Origin of the sequence: Clostridium sp. AF27-2AA (genome assembly GCF_003478505.1) — a bacterium.
Taxonomy (GTDB): Bacteria; Bacillota; Clostridia; order Lachnospirales; family Lachnospiraceae; genus Brotaphodocola.
Map to the genome: position 1 here is coordinate 74,409 of NZ_QUFI01000001.1, position 20,222 is coordinate 94,630.

22 protein-coding genes are annotated in these 20,222 nt (G+C 44.7%); 6 read left to right on the top strand and 16 right to left on the bottom strand.

Annotated elements, in window-relative coordinates:
• Nucleotides 1-65: 65 nt before the first annotated feature.
• The 11 genes from DWY84_RS00365 to DWY84_RS00415 form a co-directional block, all read right to left on the bottom strand.
• Nucleotides 66-974, bottom strand: a complete 909-nt coding sequence (locus tag DWY84_RS00365) for a conjugal transfer protein (protein ID WP_118529860.1) — start codon at nucleotides 972-974, stop codon at nucleotides 66-68.
• Between the two features lie 16 nt (nucleotides 975-990).
• Nucleotides 991-1,995 carry a bifunctional lysozyme/C40 family peptidase gene (locus tag DWY84_RS00370; RefSeq protein WP_118529862.1) on the bottom strand — a complete coding sequence of 335 codons (1,005 nt, stop codon included), beginning with the start codon at nucleotides 1,993-1,995 and terminating at the stop codon, nucleotides 991-993.
• Nucleotides 1,992-4,358 (bottom strand): YtxH domain-containing protein, encoded by a 2,367-nt coding sequence (locus tag DWY84_RS00375; protein ID WP_118529864.1) that lies wholly within the window; start codon nucleotides 4,356-4,358, stop codon nucleotides 1,992-1,994. The genes DWY84_RS00370 and DWY84_RS00375 overlap by 4 nt, the downstream gene beginning before the upstream one ends.
• Complete coding sequence (locus DWY84_RS00380) at nucleotides 4,355-6,808, bottom strand: ATP-binding protein (RefSeq protein WP_055058889.1); 2,454 nt, start codon at nucleotides 6,806-6,808, stop codon at nucleotides 4,355-4,357. The genes DWY84_RS00375 and DWY84_RS00380 overlap by 4 nt, the downstream gene beginning before the upstream one ends.
• Nucleotides 6,792-7,184 (bottom strand): conjugal transfer protein, encoded by a 393-nt coding sequence (locus tag DWY84_RS00385; protein ID WP_005427021.1) that lies wholly within the window; start codon nucleotides 7,182-7,184, stop codon nucleotides 6,792-6,794. Before DWY84_RS00385 ends, DWY84_RS00380 begins: the two co-directional genes overlap by 17 nt.
• Before the next feature lie 90 nt (nucleotides 7,185-7,274).
• Nucleotides 7,275-7,772 (bottom strand): antirestriction protein ArdA, encoded by a 498-nt coding sequence (locus tag DWY84_RS00390; RefSeq protein WP_118529866.1) that lies wholly within the window; start codon nucleotides 7,770-7,772, stop codon nucleotides 7,275-7,277.
• Between the two features lie 16 nt (nucleotides 7,773-7,788).
• Nucleotides 7,789-8,283 carry an antirestriction protein ArdA gene (locus DWY84_RS00395; protein ID WP_074133967.1) on the bottom strand — a complete coding sequence of 165 codons (495 nt, stop codon included), beginning with the start codon at nucleotides 8,281-8,283 and terminating at the stop codon, nucleotides 7,789-7,791.
• Nucleotides 8,284-8,356: 73 nt separating this feature from the next.
• Nucleotides 8,357-8,863, bottom strand: coding sequence for a superinfection exclusion B family protein (locus DWY84_RS00400; RefSeq protein ID WP_074133969.1), 507 nt, complete (start codon nucleotides 8,861-8,863; stop codon nucleotides 8,357-8,359).
• Nucleotides 8,864-9,049: 186 nt separating this feature from the next.
• Nucleotides 9,050-9,271, bottom strand: a complete 222-nt coding sequence (locus tag DWY84_RS00405; protein ID WP_002570387.1) for a hypothetical protein — start codon at nucleotides 9,269-9,271, stop codon at nucleotides 9,050-9,052.
• 51 nt (nucleotides 9,272-9,322) lie between these two features.
• Nucleotides 9,323-10,534 (bottom strand): MobT family relaxase, encoded by a 1,212-nt coding sequence (gene mobT / locus DWY84_RS00410; protein ID WP_347560259.1) that lies wholly within the window; start codon nucleotides 10,532-10,534, stop codon nucleotides 9,323-9,325.
• A 164-nt stretch (nucleotides 10,535-10,698) separates the two neighbouring features.
• On the bottom strand, nucleotides 10,699-12,096 hold the full coding sequence (locus tag DWY84_RS00415) for an FtsK/SpoIIIE domain-containing protein (RefSeq protein ID WP_118529868.1): 1,398 nt from the start codon (nucleotides 12,094-12,096) through the stop codon (nucleotides 10,699-10,701).
• Between the two features lie 141 nt (nucleotides 12,097-12,237).
• Between DWY84_RS00415 and DWY84_RS00420 the strand changes: the two genes are divergently transcribed.
• On the top strand, nucleotides 12,238-12,504 hold the full coding sequence (locus DWY84_RS00420) for a hypothetical protein (RefSeq protein ID WP_117845358.1): 267 nt from the start codon (nucleotides 12,238-12,240) through the stop codon (nucleotides 12,502-12,504).
• Nucleotides 12,505-12,624: 120 nt separating this feature from the next.
• Here the strand turns inward: DWY84_RS00420 and DWY84_RS00425 are convergent, their stop codons facing one another.
• From DWY84_RS00425 to DWY84_RS00445, 5 genes are all read right to left on the bottom strand, one after another.
• Nucleotides 12,625-13,002, bottom strand: coding sequence for a YdcP family protein (locus DWY84_RS00425; protein ID WP_118529870.1), 378 nt, complete (start codon nucleotides 13,000-13,002; stop codon nucleotides 12,625-12,627).
• A gap of 21 nt (nucleotides 13,003-13,023) precedes the next feature.
• On the bottom strand, nucleotides 13,024-13,338 hold the full coding sequence (locus tag DWY84_RS00430; protein WP_002578441.1) for a YdcP family protein: 315 nt from the start codon (nucleotides 13,336-13,338) through the stop codon (nucleotides 13,024-13,026).
• Between the two features lie 743 nt (nucleotides 13,339-14,081).
• Nucleotides 14,082-15,560 (bottom strand): hypothetical protein, encoded by a 1,479-nt coding sequence (locus tag DWY84_RS00435; RefSeq protein ID WP_118529872.1) that lies wholly within the window; start codon nucleotides 15,558-15,560, stop codon nucleotides 14,082-14,084.
• A gap of 48 nt (nucleotides 15,561-15,608) precedes the next feature.
• Entirely contained in the window at nucleotides 15,609-16,178 is a 570-nt protein-coding gene (locus DWY84_RS00440; RefSeq protein ID WP_118529874.1) for a helix-turn-helix transcriptional regulator, read from the bottom strand.
• 22 nt (nucleotides 16,179-16,200) lie between these two features.
• On the bottom strand, nucleotides 16,201-16,674 hold the full coding sequence (locus tag DWY84_RS00445) for a GNAT family N-acetyltransferase (RefSeq protein ID WP_118529876.1): 474 nt from the start codon (nucleotides 16,672-16,674) through the stop codon (nucleotides 16,201-16,203).
• 204 nt (nucleotides 16,675-16,878) lie between these two features.
• Between DWY84_RS00445 and DWY84_RS00450 the strand changes: the two genes are divergently transcribed.
• The 5 genes from DWY84_RS00450 (at nucleotide 16,879) to DWY84_RS00470 (ending at nucleotide 20,048) form a co-directional block, all read left to right on the top strand.
• Nucleotides 16,879-17,103, top strand: coding sequence for a DNA-binding protein (locus tag DWY84_RS00450; RefSeq protein WP_118529878.1), 225 nt, complete (start codon nucleotides 16,879-16,881; stop codon nucleotides 17,101-17,103).
• Nucleotides 17,104-17,158: 55 nt separating this feature from the next.
• Nucleotides 17,159-18,244, top strand: coding sequence for a site-specific integrase (locus tag DWY84_RS00455; RefSeq protein WP_118529879.1), 1,086 nt, complete (start codon nucleotides 17,159-17,161; stop codon nucleotides 18,242-18,244).
• Complete coding sequence (locus DWY84_RS00460; RefSeq protein ID WP_118529881.1) at nucleotides 18,241-18,618, top strand: hypothetical protein; 378 nt, start codon at nucleotides 18,241-18,243, stop codon at nucleotides 18,616-18,618. The genes DWY84_RS00455 and DWY84_RS00460 overlap by 4 nt, the downstream gene beginning before the upstream one ends.
• Before the next feature lie 101 nt (nucleotides 18,619-18,719).
• Nucleotides 18,720-19,700: an AAA family ATPase gene (locus tag DWY84_RS00465; protein ID WP_118529883.1), complete on the top strand. Its 981-nt coding sequence runs from the start codon at nucleotides 18,720-18,722 to the stop codon at nucleotides 19,698-19,700.
• A gap of 108 nt (nucleotides 19,701-19,808) precedes the next feature.
• Nucleotides 19,809-20,048: a hypothetical protein gene (locus DWY84_RS00470; protein ID WP_118529885.1), complete on the top strand. Its 240-nt coding sequence runs from the start codon at nucleotides 19,809-19,811 to the stop codon at nucleotides 20,046-20,048.
• Nucleotides 20,049-20,222: the final 174 nt, after the last annotated feature.

Sequence of the window (20,222 nt, forward strand, 5' to 3'; positions counted from 1 at the left end):
TCTTTTAAATACTTTGTAAGAGAAACGTGCAAATCTCCAAATGAGAAATGCACGTTTCTCTATAACTATTTCACAATTTTCCAGTTTTCCCCGTTCTTTTCCAGCACAAGGTAAAACTGCGATACCTGTGTTGTCATGGTCTGGTTATCCAGATATTTTACTGCAAGGGAAGCTGTCACCTGATTTCCGTTTCGGTTGTAGACAGGATTTACCAGTTCCGAGAAGATATATTCTTTCCCCACAGGTTTCAGCACGCCCTCATTCACATAATAGGTCAGCTCTTTTGCGGTTGCCGTAGGGTACAGCTTGAAAAAGGTAGTGAGAAATTCGTTGATTTCCTCCGTGGTGATGGAATCCACCGTACCGTCACTTTGTACCGCTTTTGGGGTGTAACCGGATTTTACAGGAACGCTGGTGATGGTTGGGTTCTGGATAATCGTCAGGTTTCCAGAGCCGTCCACATAGACCGTCACCTGATAGGCGGAACGGACGGTTTTACTGGATTCTCCCTCTGTGATACGCTGTTCCACTGTATAGGTCACTTGATAATGCTGCTCCTTTTCTTTTGTAATTTCCCATATCTGAAAATCGGTCAGGGCAGACGATACGGGGATGTCCTTTCGGACAGTATCTACATTCAGGGCTTGCAGCTCTCCGGTGAGATACCCTTTTAAAGCGTTTGTCCGGTTGTCAATGGAAGTGGCGGACTGTTCCCATGAATAGTAGACTTCTGCGAAATTCTCCACAAAGTTTTCTATCTTGTGAGTGTCGAGGATGGTTTCCTCAATCACTTTGGTTTCATGGACAGTATGAATGTCTATCGCCGTGAAATTCTTATAGACGGCAAACAGGAAGCTCATTGCCAGCAGCACCCACAGGGCAATCACGGTTTTTTTGTGGGTATTGACTTTGTAAACTTTCAGTTTCTTTTCTTTCTGCTTTTTCTGGTTATCCTCTTTTCTAATCTGAATCATATCGGTTCATCCTTTCTTATTGTTTGATTCGTCCGGCTCCGGCAAGGTGCTGTTGCCAGTAGGAGCCTGTCAGGTCTGCGTAACCAATGGGATTTCCGGCATGGTACATCCGGTTATTTCCCACATACAGCCCCACATGGGTGATGTAGGTTCCGGCGTTGTAGGTGGAGTGGAAAAAGACCAAATCCCCTGCTTTTGCTTCGGACAGGGGGATGTGCTGCGTCACATTATACTGTTCCTGTGCTGTCCGTGGCAGGGCGATTCCTGCCTTGCCATAGCACCACTGCACCAGTCCCGAACAGTCAAAGGAAGTGGAGGGGGAATCGCCCCCGTACACATACGTCCAGCCCTCATACTTTAAGGCTTCCTCCATGATAGCCTGTACCGTTTCATCATCAAACTGTGCCACAGTCAGGTATTGCGATACCAAGAGGACATAGAACATATTCCCGTAGGAATACCGCCAGCCCCCGTTTTTCTCTACGGCAACAGGGTTGGTGTAGGTAACTTTCTTTCCGCCGGATTTGTCCCTTGCGAAGCTCTCTGCCAGTTCAAAGGTGTACGTTTTCCCGTGTCCTGCTACATAATCTAAAAAACCGCCGCCGTAGTTATAGGACTGAATCACGCTGTTTAAGTCACAGCCCTTTGTTTCTGCTGCTGCGAGCAGTTCCGAGAAATACTTGCAGCCCTGTTTGATGGATTCCTCTGTACTAAGGGAGTTCGGAGGAAGCCCCAGAGATTCCGAGGACTGCATAACGTCTTCCAGCGTGCCGCCGGATTCCACCTGAATGATGGCGAGCAGCACATTTAAGTATTCTTCTATGCCATATTCCTTTGCATACTTTTCCAGCATAGGTTTATGGGCGAGGACTTCCTGTGATACGCTCACGCCCCCATAGATAAGGTTTCCGCCGCTTCCGCCGTCTTCCTCATCCGAGAAGACAATTACCACCAAAAGGAGCAGGGAGAACATCATCACGAACACGCCGGAACAGGCAAAGAAAAGGTGTCTTAACTTCATGGTTTCTCCCCTTGCTTTTGTTTGGCAGCCGCTTTTACCGTTTTTGTCCACTCCTTTCTGGCGGTGGTACGCCGGATGGTAAAGTTCGATTCTTTTACCACAGGGGCAGCCCGTTTTCTTTCCGGTATCACAGGAGCCGTATCATTCTGGACAGGTCTTGCCGGATGGGGAGCAGCAGGGGTGATGGTGGGACTTGTCTTTTGTCTTTCCTCTGGTTTGTCTGGGGAAACCGGAGGGAGTATCTGGCGTTCCGTCCTTACTGGCGGTGTTTGCTCATGGTGGATGGAAGCTGCTTTTACCACCGGAACCGAAGCCCGTTCCGCCACAGTTCCCCCATAAGAAACCTGTCCCCGTTCCCTGATGGATGGGGAAGCTGGCTGCATGGCTGGTTTTCCTGCATGATGTCGGAAATCTTCTGGCTGCTTTGCAGTAACAGGGCGTTCATGGACAGGAGCCGCCCCTTTGGGTGCTTCGGAAGCTGTCTTTTGCGGCTGTTTTGCCTGTTCCAGTTCCGCCCTGCGTTCTGCAATGGTCTGTCTGCGGCTTTCTGCCTGTGCGTTTCGCTGTTCGGCTCTGGCAGTTCGGGTCTGGGTCACGCTGGAAGTAAAATCCCGTACTCCCTCTGATACCTGTGTTTTCCCGTGGTAAAGGGCGTACTTTGCATTGACAGGCAAATCCTTTGTCTGCTCCCGAAGCTGTCCGGCAGTATCGGCTATCTTATCTTTGGTATCTGCCACCGCACCTACCGCAGAGCCAGCCCGTTTCCATGCGGATTCCTTTTCCGGTGCTGCCTGTCCGTCTGGTCTGCTGTGGTCTGCCTGCGTCCGTTTGGAAGAGCCGGAGCTGGAAGCAGTTCTCTGGTCTGAGCCAGCCTGTTTTCCTGCATGGTAGGCAGCCGTACCAGCCCCAAGAGCCGCCACAGAACGTCCTAACTTATGCTGTAAACGGTGCATATGGGCGTGCATGAGCATACGGGGTCTTCGCATGATACGGCTCCCCATGCTTTGGGAATCCCCACTCTGTAAGGAGAACATCCCCATCAAATCCCCCAGCTTGAAATAAATTCCGGCAAAGGTCACTATCTGCAAGAACGCCGTCAGGAAGAACGGATATTCCCCAGACAGGTTGTAGAGCATGGTGGAAATACTGAACGCTACCGTGATAATCAGGGTGATTCCGGCTCTGGTAAGGATGGTGTTGAACAGTTTTGTAATGGCACGTTTTGACATCCCCTCAAAAGAGGGAACCATGCTAAGGAGAAAGCTCACAGGCAGGAACATGGCGTAGATGATAAAAAGCACCTGTGAGAAAATCATTATCCCTGTGAGCAGGAATACAAAAATGGAGATACCCATATTGAACATGAACAGGAAGAAGACGGTTCCCAAGCGGTTGATGGTCTTTGTGATGGTAAGGTTGGTGTTTTCCCTGTCTTCGATTTCCTCCACTACGATTTCTTCCCTGTCCTGCCCATTGTTTTCGTTTGGGCTGGTTGAGAGCAGGTTTTCCACACGGTCAGCCCCAATGCTTTCCACATCCGAGTTGCCGTATTGCAGCAGGAGCCACGGCTGCTTTACCTGTATGGAAAACAGGCTGTCCCGTATCAAATCCACGCTGTCTTTTCCTTGACTTTCCGAGTTCGGCAGCACAATCTTTGTACCAAGGGTCAGGCTGGCATTGCTGATGTCTGCGGAAAATTCATTGATTTTCCCGATATAATCAGGGGCATAGGCGATAAAGGCAGCGGACAGCACGAACACCATCACGAAATTGACAACGGCATGGATGGCTTTTGTGGTTTCCCGTTTGATAAGCCCTGTGTAGGCAACGTAAATCCCCACCACCAGAATGAGAATCAGCAGGAACCCGATATAAAATCCCTCCGAGGACAAGCCGCCTGTGGTAACGCCTGCCAAGGTCTGCATATTTTTTCCAATGGAATCCGCCGTAGAGGAAATGAAGTCCAGCGAGTAGGCTTCCTGAATCAGATACCCCGTGGCGTTGGAAAGGTACAGGCTGATTGTCCAGATAAAATTTGTGATGGCATATAGCCCGTACATCACCTGTTTTCCGATACCGTCCAGCCAGTTCCACGGGAGCCAGTCCCATCCGCTGTCCACATAAAAATCAAGCTGGTAGTTGTCCAGAGGATATTTGCTGTATTCGTTGGCAGCGTCCACCGTATCATCCACCAGTCCGGCAGCGTGGGCGGCTGTGCCGAAGACTGCAAACAGCAGGAGGATGAAAAGGAGTGCCAGAAGCACTTTTCCTGCTATACTCCCGATTTTTTTAAAAGAGTTTTCTCCCTTTGTCCGGCAAGGGACAAGAGCTGTCCCCTGCTGGATGGGCTTTCTTATCTTCATTCCTCCACCTCTTTTCTTACGGGCGGTCTGGTATCAAAGGCATGGAACAGGTCTTCAAAGATAGGATGGAACTGTATGACTCCCACACGCCCGTATAAATCACTGATAAGGCACTGTCCGTTTTCCAAGTCACGGAGCCGCTTCTGGTTGTTTTCATCTTCGGAATCCACCCCGAAAAAGGCAAGGGTCTTCTTGATTTCGTTGATGTCTGTGGAACGGAACGCAAATTTCAAGCCCAGATTGTTTTTCAGCTTTTCATCCAGCAAATCGTCCGTGTTCTGGGTGACAAAGTAAACGCCTGCGTTCATGGCACGTCCGGCACGAACCAGCTTCATGGAGAGTGTCTTGCCCTGTGCCACCTGTAAGAAGCTCCATGCTTCATCCAAATCCACAATCTTAAACACGCTGCGGTCGGTATGGATGAAGTCGAGGGCAAAGGTGCTGATTACAATGAGCATTGCCACGGAAAGTAGCTCCATTGTGGTGTATTCTTCAAACGAGGTTTCCTTATCCGGCAGCACCAAATCCGCCACTTGAATGATGTTGAGTTGCTTTTCAAGGCTGATGGACTGTGTGACATCCCCATCCGAAAAGAGCAGGTGTGCAAAGTCATAGTCCGTAAAGGATTCGATATGGTCGGCTATGCTGGTGCTGATGGTGGTTCCCTCCGCCCGAAGTTCTTCAATCACCTTGAAAAGCCCCCGTTCCTCACTGTTTGTTACCGCACGGATGGCTTTCCGAAGAACAGGGAACTTCTCTCCGTCACGGCTGGAAATGCCTGTTAAAAAAGTCAGGATGTCGATTGCCAGTGATTCGGAATCCTTTGGGTTCTCCATAATCACATACGGGTCAAGTAAGCCCCTGTTCTGTTCCTCCGAAGTCAGGTTTACGATATTGATTTCATGGGCGATTTCCGGCAGGGTTTCTTTCCACCGTCCCCGTTCTGCTTTCGGGTCAACAATGAGAGCCTGTGCCCCAAATAATACGGAATAATAGACAATCATGTTGTTGCTGAATGATTTTCCACCGCCGAGGGAGCCGACAAAAGCGGCAGCAAGGGCGTTGGTGACGGAGCCTTTTACTCCTTGACTGGCAAGGGCAGGCTTTAAGTACACGTTTCTTCCCGTATCAAGGCTGTACCCGATATAAATGCCCTCCGGTTCCCCCAACATCTGGGTTGCCCCGAAGCCAAGACCAGCGAGGAAGTCGCTGGTGACATACTGGATGTAATCGTTCAGATACCGCTTGCTGGCAGGGAGAAATTCCCCATGCAGCCCCAGCATATCTCCAAAGGGGCGAACCAGCTTCACGTTCAAATCGTCATAAAAATCTTTCACCTCATTGCAGCGGCGTTTCAGTTCTTCCAAGTCGGGAGCCGTCACACGCACTACATAGGACAGTTTGTACATGGATTCCTTGCTCTGGTCTAAGGTGGATTCCAGTTCATTTACGCTGTCTAAAGCGTCCACCACGTTTGTACTGGTTTCACTGTCATTCTGCCATGCGTGGTTGTCCAAATCTTTCAGCTCTTTTTTCTTGTTCCGCACCGTAGAGAGGGCTTTCCGGTTTGTGACAATCTCCACATTCATAGAGGTATCAATGGGAAAAGTAAATTGCTGCTGCTGATAGTAAAAGATTTCCGAGGATGGGAAGTCCAGTTCCCCCACAATGCTGTTGATAGTAAAGTAGGCGGCATAGACCGTCCCGTCTTCCTGTTCGATTTTCAGATACCGCTGGTTTTCCTCTATCAGACAACGGGTGGGTTTGATGAGGTCATAGTATTTCACCAGCGTTTCTTCCTGAAACCGCTTCTTCGGAAGATAATACTCATAATCTTCGTAGGCAGTTCCGGTCTGTCCGTATAAATGCTCAATCAGATAGCCAAAATCGTCCTTGTTAAGCCGCCGGACTTTGAAGCGGCGTGAGATTTTATTCTCCAACAGTTTTTCCATCTTCTGAAACCGCCAGATTTCCTCATTGCTCATGGAAACAAAATCCCCCATGAGTTTGTGGTTGACTTCATGGAGGAAATCGGAAACGGCGGTCTTTGCTTCCCTGCGAAATTGCTTCATGGTGACTTCCTGCTCATTGACAAGCAGCTTGAAGCCGATAAAAAAGCGGTAGTCCACCTGATTTTCCCCTATCATGGAAATGAGGGCTTCGGTCTGTGCGTCAATCTTTGCACAGGCAACGTCCTTTAACTTGCCCGTCACTTCCTGTTTGGAGCGTTCCTGTGCTGCCCGTATGCTGGATTCGGTGCTGATTTGCAGGGCGTGAATCTTCCCGTCCCTGTTCTGGGCGATAAGCTGCCGGAAGGAATCGTGTACCTGATATTTCTGTTCAGGGCTTAAAAAAGAATAGTTGTAGGGAAGCAGCTCATAGTAAGCGAAGCACTCCCCGTCATGGTTGAATACAAGGTTATTTTCGATATACTTAATCGGATATGCCATAAATATCACTCCTTACTGCCGTGATGGGTTGTGCCGGATATTCCTTTTCCAGCTTCACGGGCTTTCCTGCATAGGTCAGTTTCGGGCGTACCAGATATGCCAGTACGGATTTCAGGAAGCCGTAAGGCTTCTTCCCGTCAAAGGTCTTCTGGCACATGAACCAAGTGAGGGCAAAGGGTACGCCGAAGTATTTCAAAAATGCTCCGTCAATGAACGAAAGAGGAGGGAGGTTCCCCAAGAGCATAACCGCAAACACCGACACCACGAACCACGCCATCTGTGTGAACGTGATGGGGAATGGCAGTTTAAAATCATTGATGGAATAGAGTACCTTTTCCACCGACCAGATACTGGTATAGCTTCGTATTTTTTTCATGTTATCCGTCCTTTCTAAAAGATGGGGCAGCAAAAGCCACCCCTGAATCAAAAAATCCGCCTGTATTTCCTGAAAGAGATACAGACGGGTCTACCGTAAGATTTCATATACGCCGTGGTTTGTGACAACAAAGGTTCCCTCCAATTCCATGTCACGCCCATAGGCGGCATAGTCGATATAGTTTTGTAAGTGTGCCGGAAGTTCCCCAAGTTGTCCGCTTTCTTCCAGATAGCAGCGAGCCACATCCGCCATATCGTCACAGCCGGAATGGTAGATAATATCGTCTTCATGCTCACAGAGTTCTTCGATACTGCCAAAGTAGGATTGCAGCTCCGATAGTTCCTCCTGAATATATTCCGGTAAGTCCTCCACCATCTCACACAGGCGGTTGACTTCCTCAATGGGGGTATATTCGTCAATCGCAAAGGGCAGCTCATAATCATGGATGGCGTATTCCTCATACTCATCATTCAAGCCGATACGTTCCTTGACTTCCTCAAAGCCCACAGGTGGCGTGAACCATGCCCCTACCAGTTCGCCCTCATTGTATTTGCCTAAGTTGGCAATGTAAATCCGCATTTCCTCCAAGTTCCTCCACCTCCTTTTAGCGGTAATAAAAGATACCATTGTCCGTAAACAGGTAGTGTTCACTGTTTTCCAGTTCCCGACCAATGGCAGCGTAGTCGATATGGTTCAACAGGTCTGGATGTACTTCTCCAAATAGCTGTACCTCCTGCACCAGATAACGGGCGAGAGCTTCCCCGTCCTGCACCGGATAGCAGCGTATCTGGTCTTTGTGGTCGATAAATTCTGTAAAGCTGGGAAACCACCGCTTTTGTACCACATCCATTTCATAATAGAGGGGCGTTCCCTGCATTTCCTGTACCATCCGGCAAAGGGCGTTGATTTCCCAGAGCCTTGTGTTGCCCTCCAATGGAAACGGCAGCTCATAGTCTTCAATTTCGATTTCTTCCTCACTCTGAACGCCAAGACGTTCCCTGATTTCTTCAAAATCCACAGGACAGGAAAACCATGCCCCAGGGTATTCCTCAAAATCCTCATGGTAAAACCGTGTGGTGTTCAGGATGTAGATTCTCATTTCCTCAATCAGTATCACGTCCTTTCTTAGAACAAAAAATGGCAACTAACTTTGTTTGTCAGTTGCCATTTTTCTAATAAAATATTCGCTTTAATTCTTCATCACTATTGATTTTTTTAATTACCCAAGGTTGTAAAAAATAATTGATTTGTGGGTCTAACATACTTACTAAATGAGTTTGTCCGGCAGGGGTTAATATTTGTAAATGTTGAAGTTCTATTACTAATCCATTGTTCATGGGTAATGGCAGGGTGTGAGTTGGTTCATGTAAAAACTCCCGAATGATTGTCACCTGTTCTGGTGTCATATTTTTCAAATATTTAATCTGAGCAGTTCCTAATTTCTTTGAAGCATACTTGTCATAAAAGAAATGAAAAATTTTAGATAGTAATAAAACTATTAGTAAGGCTGTGGAAATCACAAAAACAATGCCTATTGTAAAACCATATTTTTCCCGAAAATTTATAATATAAAACTTTTGGGCTAACTTTTGAGGCAATAATAATAATGTACCACTGGCAATAGATAAAGCTCCTAAAATGTTCGGTGGTAATTTCAAAAAATCAATAAAATCCTTCATACATTTCCTCCACTTTCAATTACTATATAAAGAAATTATACCACCATTCTTAGTTTATCTCAATTATCATACACTATCATATTACATCTTCTTTCTTTTGGGGAGTTACGCTCCCCAAGCCCCTAGTGGACTTCCGCCATGAAGCAATCAGAGCTTGTTCCATAACGGAAGTGTAACAAGGGTTTCCTATGCACCGATAATCTTATTGAACAGTTCCAGTAAGATGTCCTTTACACCGTCCGCATTGAAGACCAGCCCAACCGCTACAAGGGAAACTACCAGAAAACCGATAAGTTTGGAAAATTCCCTCTTAAATCCGAGGTACAGTCCAATTACCACGATTGCCAGCAGCACAAGGGACTGGGCGTTGGATAAAAACCAGTTGTAAAGATTCTGTCCGAAATTCATAAAAGCTCCTTTCTTTCCTGTAAGAGTTCTTAGGTTCCAAAATTGCCGCCGTTAAAGCACCACCTCCTTTGCAGCGGCGGCTTGCTGCTTCAGGATTTTTTCGTGCTTCTCCGTCAGCTTTGCATGGGTGATGATGTCATGGACAATCTGGGTGTGGTTCATCTTATCCAGACGGAGAGCCAGCTTTAATGTGGGTGCTACCTGATGGGAGAGCCAGTGCAGGGTGCGTTCAAAGGAATAGGGTTCCGGTTTGGTTGTCAGTTTCAGGCTTCCCCTGTGTTCCCCAATGAACCACGCCCATTCCTCACTGATACGCCAGTCAGAACGGGGTTTCGTATCGTCCTTGTCCACGAACCGGACATAGCGGTTGATGATTTGAAAGGCTGTCCGTTCTGGATTGTCATGTTCTAACAGGTCACGGATGGCGTAAAAGGCACGCTCATTTTTCAGCCGGATTTCAAAGCGGTTCTTTACCTCTGCGTCCGCAATGGGAATATTATGCTTTTTGTACTGCTCATAGTCCTTTTCGTAAATGCAGAAGTACACCTCACTTTGGAGGGAACCGATATACAGGGTGTTCCCCATACATTCTTTTTCCTCACGCCGTACCAGTTCGCCGCTGCGGTAGCTTTTGAAGCTGCGGAAGACTGAGATACATTCCTCATTCCGGCACTTCTCTGTCAGATGGGGAATGTTCAGGATTCCCGTTTTGTCATTGATGGCGAGGTCAAGCCGCTTCATCACGCCGTCCTCCATGAGAACATCCATGAAAAACTCATACCAGCTCCGTTCCTGTGCCAGCAGATAGCTTTCAAACTGGCGGCAGCCACGCCCTTTCAGTTCCAGCAGCACCCCTTTTTCCAGTTCCGGTGATACCAGAACGAAAATATCCCCCAGATAGTAATGCTCTGTGTAAGAGTAGAAACCGTAGTCTTCATGGATAAAGTAGGGGAGCTTTAGCCGCAGCACGTCTTCCACGATATGCTTCACATCCGTAGTGGGAAAGCGAATCCGCACATAGTCAAAGAGCATTTCAAGGGGAGCGTCTGGATTGAAGCGTTCCAGAGCTTCCGTGATGGCTTCCTGTAATGCTTCGGACGGGTGAGCCTTGCCCGTTTCAATATCGCTCAGGTACGGACGGGTGATTCCGGCAGCTAGGGCAAGTTTCTGTTGTGAGATACCGTAAACTTCCCGTTTCTCTTTGATGTCCCGTACCCATGTTTTTTCATTCAGTGAAAATCCCTCCTGTCTAAAAAAGCGTATGTCAACTTTCAGAGCTTTGTTGACACACGCCGGATATGGGGAAAATCCCTTGTGTACCGTGGGATTCTGCCCTGTTGTTTGATTGTTGCCTGTCGATTTGTACCCCTCTGTTAGATACGAGGGGTTTATGCTGGCGTGCCTTACGGCACACCAGCTACAGCAGGTCAGTCCGTTTCTGCGGCTTTTGCTTCGCACGCCGCCTGCACTCCCTGCCTGCTGTCTATGAGCTTTTTAATTTCTTTGAGGAAATCGTGTCCTTTTGGGACAAGGGGCGTGTAAAACTCCGAGATAACGCTGGTTCCCACATCCACATAGCCACGCCCTTTTATCTGCTTTAGGAAGAAGTCCTTTGTGGTTTCCCCGAACATCATCCCATAGCCCATTTCCGACATCCGCCCCAGAGCCACACGGAAATTGAACTGGTCACGGATTCCGTCCCCCAGATACTTTGCGTCCGGACGCTGGCAGGCGAGAATCAGGAAGAAGCCAGCCTGCCGCCCAAGCATAACGATTTGTTTTAATTTGTTGAGGACAGCGGCATTTTCTTTTGTGCCGAGCATTTCCATAAATGCCACATATTCATCAAAGATAAGGAAATTTGACGGAAGTCCCAAGTAAGCGTAGTTTTCCCCTGTCCGGTAATTCTCCATGAGCTTCATGTCTTCGCTGCGTTTCATCATTTCCTCATAGAAACGGTCAATGCAGGAGAGCATATCTTCCTTTTTGTAGTACACATCCGGCATAACCGCCTGTAAATCCGCAAGGTCGGCGTTCTTTGGGTCTAAGACGAACAGGACGGCATTGGTGCGGAGCAGGGCTTCAATGAGAGTCAGGATAAAGTAGGTCTTTCCGCCGCCGGTTCCTCCGGCAATGAGCATATGGGGCAGCTTGTCATACTCCCACCAGACATTTTTCATAAGCCGGAGCCTGCCGTTCTTTGCCTGTACGTCCTCAATGGAGATACGGTTGGCAATGGTATCATAGAGCAGGGTGTACTCCACATAGGAATCCTTTAATTCCCTATCCGTCAGCTCACAGTACAAGCCGCTTTCCAGCTTTTTCTCCAAGTTTAAGAGCTGTTCTTGATATTTCCCCAAGGTGATTTCTACACGGATATGGAGCAAGCCCTGTTTCATCCGGTAGTAGATTTTGGGAAAGTAAGTGATGGTTTCTTTGGAACGGCTGGAAGACAAGTCCTTGAAAAAAGCGTCTTCCTTTCTCTGTTCAGATTCATACCACTTGTTTTCCAACACCATTCTTGCCAGCTTTTGGCGGTGGATGAGCTGCTTTACTTCATCCCTGCGGTATCGCCAGAACAGAAGAACGGCTGTAAGGCACACCATTCCTGCCACGCCCATGCTGAATAGCAGATAAGGGAGATTTACATCCTGTGTTATCTGGGAGAGGGACACTTCCTGCCAGTTGGTTCCGGCAATTTGCCGGATATGAAACAGCAGGACAACCAGCAGGAAGACAGGGAACAGGGCGGCAAGGGAAGTATGGAACACAAGGTCTTTATCCGTGGGACGGATACGTTTTCCACGGGGGAAAAATGGTTTCATACTGAAATCCTCCTTTTCATAAATTAAATTTTTAATCTTGACAAAAAGAATGAATAAGTGTTATACAATAAATATAACTAGATGATACCGGCATGAAAGTAGATTCATGTTGCTAACCTCAAACAGCTAAGGAGGATTGTTATGAAAAAAATTAAACATTCTACTACTTTTTCTTTTCATCGAGAGAAAACAGATACAAAAACAGAGTTATTGTTATCTCTAACAACGTCATCAACGTCTAAATCAACTTTTGATTCATCGAACATGTCAGCAATACCCAAAATCGGTAAGCAACTAATATCTTTTATTCTTACTAACTATAATAAGATTTTACCGTTCTGTTCCACTATACAAGATAGTTTGCTTATTGATTTAGTTATATTTTTATTGATTGAAAACTTTTTATAATAACTTATGAAAGGTGTAGCCGAACTACTCGCTGTATGAGTAATTCGGCTACTAAAGGTTTTGGATGCTATGCAAAAAATCTTGACCTATGTTATTTATATTCAGTAACCATGTCTATTCCTATTTTCTAACTACTTCATCTTTTTTCGGCTGCTGCGGATTCATGGCAGCCCCTTTTTTCAGGACAATATCCTCCGCCTTGATGTACCAGTCCACCTCTGCTCCCTGAAAGGTAGCCGTTGCTACGGTATCCGCCACAGGATTGATAATTTCTACCTCTGCGTTGTAATCGAACTCCTTTAACGGCACGCTGGCAGGGATGGAAACCTGAATCATACGCCCCTGCCCTCTGGATTTTAAGTCATAGGTACGTTCTTTGATTTCTTTTGATACCGAGCCGTCTTCATTCTGGAGGTGAACCTCACGGCGGAGGGCAGAAAACTTCAATGCCCCGAATGTTGCTTCCTTGTCAATCACGATTCCGTTTGCTAATCTCATAGTCTGATGTCCTCCTTTTCCTTACGCTTTTACCATATCGTCAGCGTGTAAAATGTAGTTGGTAAAGCCCCTTGTGCCGATTTTATAGCCCTCTGCGGTGATACGAGGATTGACGAGCTTCACACGTTCCTCAAAGTCAAAATGTTTCTCTCCTGCTTCAGCAGGGAGGATAACCACAATATCATCTGCCCTCTGTACGTCTGAATAAAGATTGAAGCTGCGAGAGAGTACCGCCATGCGTCCGTTGATTCTTCTCTGTTCTGTTTTGTCTTCTCCGGCAAACTCCAAGTTGCCAAATGTTTTTTCCATGTTGGGGATAACGAATTTTAATTCCATATAGATGTATCTGTCCTTTCTGAATGTTGTGTTTGTTGGTTTTGGGTTCTGGTCTGGAAGCGGAGGGGAACGCTCCAGCGGTGGTGAGTTCTTCGTAGTATCACATCCTTTCTGGGGCTATTGAAGAAATTACAGGGTTGTGATATTATCTAAGTGTTAAAAATTAAATGGTCATGGTTAGGATTGTTAGCTTGTATTTTCTCATGCAGCTCTGTCATGTACTCCCAACAACTTAAAAGTAGATTTCAGTGGAGATTTATAATATCAGGAGGTACGGTTATGACAATAATAACGACTGTAAAAAGCATTATGGTGGGCAACGGAATTTCTGGGAATTTTTGCTAAAGTGTGCAGGGGCAGTGGGAAAAATTACGGCTGGCATGACATGAAGAATCCGGGAGGGTCAAATCTCCAATTCCCATCGGGGCTGTTTTCAGCCCCATTTAATTTTGAAACAAAAAATAGACGCTCATTCTTGAACGTCTATTTTGGGATGATATTGAGGTTTGCTGGTCTATCTTATAAAATCTGAATGTACTTCGATTGCATTTTTATTGCATTTTTTATTTTTTTTCATATAAATTTTAGTGGTTGATAGTTCCTGAAAATGCCTTAAAATCAATGATTTTCACTTATATAGCATACTGTCTGTCTGGAGTTTGAATAGTAAACAGAGAGCCGGGAAGCCGCATAAACAGCGGACTTCCCGGCTCTTAGTGTGTAGCGTGATACCTTTTTGATACCTATTTAGCTTTTCCTTGACTAACATTTAGTCCTTCACGGTATATAAATGGTATTTTCCACGAATTATTTTTTTCTTCTAAGAATCCAATTTCTTTTAGCTTTTCGGTTCTACTCTTCCAGTTTCTTCCTAATATTCTGGCTAGAGATTCTGCTGTATGTTCAGCCTTTTGATCTTTAAAAGACTCAATCCATTTTCGGCATTTAGGGTATTCTGCAAAAAGTTGTGTTTCTAGTTTCTCCTTTGATGTTTCTGCAAAAGCCAAACGAAGCGCGTTTGATGAAATAAGGTATGATTCGGATATATCTTTTTCATTTTTCTCATTTAATTGATTCAATTGAAACGCCCGTGCCTTATCTAATATATTAATAATATCACGGGGAGTATAAATACCATTGCCATCCTTAACATGGTTTATCATCCATCCAATGGAATCGGGATTTTTTGATCCAACATCAATTTGTGGCTTAATAAAAAGAAATAAAATCTTTAAGCGTTCAGATGGAGTTAGTTTTTTACAGGTTGTTGGATATCCTTGAGCTTTAACATAATCAGCAAAAGATGCATTATATAATAATCGTTCAACTAATAATTGTTCAATTATGTCACGTTCCCATTTGATAGAATTCATAGTTTTTGCTGATATATGCGTTAAGGAAGTAAAACCTTTATCAAGTGTTATGGTTTTAAATATATCGTCACGAATAAAGATTTTTATTTTGAATCCAGAATATCCACAAATATCTTTATATGCATAGAAAAGAGATTTTAAAATAAGTGTGTCTGTTGATGTATTATCAGGAAAAGCATCATCCAATCTATCAATCATAACCCAAAAACAAGATGAATTATTTATGATTAACTCATTTAAGGAACTGAAAATACTATTAAAATCGACTAAAGTGTTAGCATTATCATTTGGTGTTTGTGATTCATTAAAGTCACTAGGAGTGACCTCAACGGTTTGGATTGTTTTGCCATCTGGTGAAAATGTATTGGTAAATGAAAATTTTACTCTTTTTAATGAGTAAATAAGATTATCCAATATGCCTTTTTTTCCGGATAAAAGGCCAGCTTTTTTTAATTGAGATTCAAGATTTTCATAATTGGAAAAAAGTTCTTTACATTCTTTCCATATAACATTAATGAGATAAATTTTCCATGCATCTATAAGTTTTTGGATATCACTTGTTTTGATAGATACAGTAGAAAAAGCACGTTTAAAATCAGGGTCCCCTTTAAGTTGAATTGCTTTTATTAGCAATTTATTTTCTAATTGGGGATAGAGTGATTGATTATCACATATTGCAATTAACATAGCGGTTTTGCCAGAACCTTTAACGCCTTTTATTATATCATATCGGTCATTGATTAAATCTAACGTAGATTGAGTGGTTATATAATATTGTGATATATTTTCATCATATTCTGCAATTGAATTTCCTAAATCAATTTTTTGCAAAACTTCTTTTTTATTCATAAAAAAATCCTCCGCAATTTAAATTAAAGTTAAGCATATAAGATGTGATTAATTAGACTTCCATTGATAGGAATTGTTACAGTTATCATTCCCCTTTTCATCAACACTACTACTGGAAGCAGGCCAGTTGATTTTCCATTCAAAATATTCGTCCTCTGAAATTTCTCTGCTTTTTAGCTGTTCTTTCCGTAAACACCATTCACGCAGAAATTCATTTACCAGACCATAATCAATCCACATACCGACAGGAGCATGAGCGGGCCATTCGTCACCGTCATTGTACCGAACGGATTTATCATCAGAAGCGTTGCACTTGCTGGGATTACGGACAAGCTGGAACAGATGAAAGGTGTTACGGTTATCCTCGTCAAGCCAGAAAAAAGTCTGCATAATGTCCTCGGCGCAGCCGGGGGCTTCAGTAATGAAATTGATATAATTGACATTTAAAATCCTGGCAATTTCCATAAGAGTATCTTTTTTAGGAACACGATAGCCGGATTCATATTGTGCTATACGAACATCGGCATTTCGTTCTTCATATCCTAATTTCAGGCCTAATTCCCGTTGTGTCAATCCCCGAAATGTGCGGATTCTCTTAATTCGTTCTCCCAGTATCATAGTTCTGTGTCCTTTCTCTAATTTACAAATTGCATATCATAATCCATTCTTCTTCGTTTTCCCGTACAATATCAAAACCGATTTTTCGATACATTTCAGCCGCATAATTAGCCTTTTGAACGGACAGCGAAACACGTTTATAATTATGTGTTTTCAACAAAGACAGCATTTCTTTCATCATTTCGGTTCCTATCCCCCGTCCTCGGTATTCTTTGTAGAGGGATATTGCAAGAGAGGGAGTTTCATCATCAATATGTCCATAATCGTACATGATGCGTATCCAAACAGCACCAATGATTTTTCCCTCAATTTCTGCAACTAATGCAAAATCATCTTTTAATGATCCGAATCGGTCAATATAAACCTGCAATTCGGGAGAACAAATAATATTTCTCGACGGTGGCTTTATATCGTCTGGAATAAAAATAGCTTCATATAGAAAATCGCTCAACAACGGATATTCCGGCACTGTCATTTCCCGTATCGCATATTCCATAAATCCCTCCTGTGAAAATGGCTATCCCGTTTCCTACATTGTAGCATACCTCAAATAATATGACAACAAAAACTTATCAGAAATGCTAAATTTAATAAAAAAGATAAATTTAACAAAAAAGCTATTGACAATAACAGAAATGTTAAGTATACTAAAAATGCAAAACTTAACAAAAAAGTTAAAAAGAAAAAGGAGGACGTGTATTTGAAAAATGTTTTATTTGTAACAGCCGGAGAAGTGGCGCAAGACTTAGGTGTTTCCAAACCATTTGCTTATAAGCTGATTCGGCAGATGAATGAAGAACTGGAAGCGAAAGGATTTATTACAATCGCCGGACGAGTAAGCAGAAAATACTATGAAGAAAAATTTTATGGTATGGCGCAGGGTGTGAGAACAAGTTCTCACACTCCTGTGGCAGTCGCCAAATGAATATGCAAGCGTATTCACTTGGCTCGTTGCTACGGAAATTGAAAGGAGTGAGATTATGGCGGCGTATAAAGACGAACAGAGGGGAACGTGGTATGTGTCCTTTCACTACTATGACTGGACTGGTAAGAATTGCCGGAAAGTCAAGAGGGGATTTAAGACCAAACGGGAAGCGACAGAGTGGGAGCGGCATTTTCGCATGAAAGAAGCGGCTGACTTGGATATGACTTTTGAGGAATTTGTTCAGGCGTACACAAGAGATATGAAGCCGAAGCTGAAACACAATACATGGCTGACAAAAGAGCATATTTTGAGGACAAAGCTACTGCCTTATTTCAAAGATAAGAAAATGCGTGATATTCGTCCGAAAGATATTATCCAGTGGCAGAATGAGCAGATTTCTTATCGTGATGAAAAAGGAAAGCCCTATGCTCCGACTTATTTGAAAACTCTGCAATCAGAATTGAGTGTATTGTTCAATCATGCGGTACGATTCTATGAACTGAAAAGCAATCCTGTTGTAAAGGCAGGGCCACTGGGAAAAGGAAAAGCGGAGGAAATGCTGTTCTGGACAAAAGAGGAATATCTGAAATTCATTGAAGCGGTAAAGGACAAACCATATTCCTACCATGCGTTTCAGATATTGTACTGGTGCGGTTTACGGGTGGGCGAACTGTTAGCCCTCACGCCGCAGGATATAGATTTTGATAACAAAGTCATTCGGATAACAAAATCTTATCAGCGGTTGGAGGGTAAAGATGTAATTACAGATCCAAAGACACCGAAAAGCAAACGGAATGTGAGTATGCCGGATTTCTTATGCGAAGAGCTGAAAGATTATATCGGTAGGTTGTACGGGATTCTTCCCACTGACCGTATCTTTCATCTGACAAAAAGTTTTCTGCACCATGAAATGACGAGAGGAGCGGAGAAAGCAGGAGTAAAACGCATTAGAATCCACGATTTGAGACATTCTCATGTATCGCTGCTTATCAATATGGGATTTTCGGCGGTATCAATCGGAAACAGGGTGGGGCATGAAAGCGTGGATATTACTTATCGCTATGCTCATATGTTCCCGACAGAGCAGACACAAATGGCAAAATTGCTGAATAAAGAATTTAAGGAGGGCGCAGAGGAATGAGCGGCACACACAAATATCCAACAATCAGTTTCCGTATCTCTCCCAGAGAGCGGGAAGAAATCGAGGCAAAGATTTTCGCAAGCGGTATGAAGAAAAAAGATTATTTTGTCCGTTCCTGCATTTATAACAGGGTGTGCGTGGTAGGCAAGAAAGAAACAGTCTATCAGATTGTGGAACGGTTACAAGAAATGGAGAATCGTCTGGTGGAACTGGCGGAGCAAATTGATAGCAAAGAGCCAGAGATTACTTCCGAAGAAATCAGAAATTTGCGGGAAGCCTATGAAGATATGCTGAAAGCAATTCTTTGGATGTTGGACGGTGCAAGGTATCTGTGGCAAGGCGAAGAAAAAAGCCCTGACAGCGGCAACTGTTAGGGCTGTGATAACTGGAAAACCTCTGTTATCAACAATCACAATTCAAGTATAGCAGAGGTTTCTTCCAGTGACAACGAAATTTTTCAGAAATGGAGGTCTTTATGGAAGAAACAAGAACAGAATTACAGATGATTAAAATGTCGGAGATACAGTCGCAGGAGGTAGCGTGGCTGTGGTATCCGTTTATCTCCTATGGGAAGCTGACGATTGTGCAGGGCGATCCGGGGGACGGTAAGACAACGCTAGTGCTGAATATAGCGGCGAAGCTGTCAAAGGGCGAGGGTATAGACAGTGAGATGAAGCTGACGGAGTCGCTGGCTGTGATTTACCAGAGTGCAGAGGACGGGCTTGCCGATACAGTAAAGCCCCGGCTGGAAGCGGCAGGAGCAAACTGTGAAAATATTTCCGTCATTGACGAGAGCGTAAAATCACTTTCCATGATGGATGAACGTCTGGAAGAAGCGGTCATAAGGACAAAGGCGAAGCTGCTGATCTTAGACCCGATACAGGCATATCTCGGCGGCGGTATGGATATGAACCGGGCGAACGAAGCAAGGGATATGACAAAGAAGCTGGCGGCTCTGGCGGAGAAATATCAATGTGCTATTGTGCTTGTAGGACATATGAACAAAGCAGCGGGAAATAAGGCGGCGTACCGGGGCATGGGTTCCATTGATTTCTTTGCAGTGGCAAGGAGCGTCCTGCTGGTCGGCAGAGTGGAGGGCGAAGCGAATATAAGGGCGGTAGTCCAGATAAAAAATAATCTTGCGGCGTTCGGACACCCGAAAGCCTTTGAATTATCAGAGGACGGTTTTCAATGGCTCGGAGATTATGAGATTACCGCAGATGAAGTGCTGGGCGGTATTGCTCCGAAAGAGAATAAGCTGGAACAGGCGAAGCGTCTGCTCCGGGAAGTGGCGGAAACAAATAATGCCATGCAGAGCAATGAGATTTTCAATCTGGCGGAGGAACAGGGCATATCCAGACGGACGCTTGAAAATGCGAAAAAGGAATTGGGTATTAGAGCAAAGCGGATAAACAACTCATGGTATTGGGAACTGGATAAAATCAAACTGGAATAAGGCAACAGCGCAACAATGCAGAGTATATAGAATTTGCGGGCTTGGTGTCTGCAAGGTTGCAAAAGATATAGACCTTGCGTTGTTGCAGTCTTAAAAAGGAGGGCGAATATGATACGACAGCCGGAATGGGGAACAAGAAACGTGAACAGATATTTTTATGAGAGCGAAGCCCGGAGGATTGCCGCACTCAATGAAATATTTGGGAATGTGGAACTGACTGCGGAAGAAATGCAGACGCTGGTATGGCTGTGCGGGTGGGAGGCATGTACGGTAGAAAATGTACTTTCGGTTATCCGAAAAGCTATGGCGGCGGAAGCAAAGCGGCGGGAACAGCCGCTCCGTCCGTAGGACGGAAAAGCCCTCGGCAGAGCGCAAAGGCAGCTTTTGATAGAGCGGAGCCTGTCAAAAGTGCTTTTGCGTTTACTTTCGGTTACTTTCGGCGAAAGTAACAAAGCCTATGCGCCGTATCCGGCGCTGATTACCCGGACAGGGAGAAAGGATATTGATTGAAGCGAACTATCA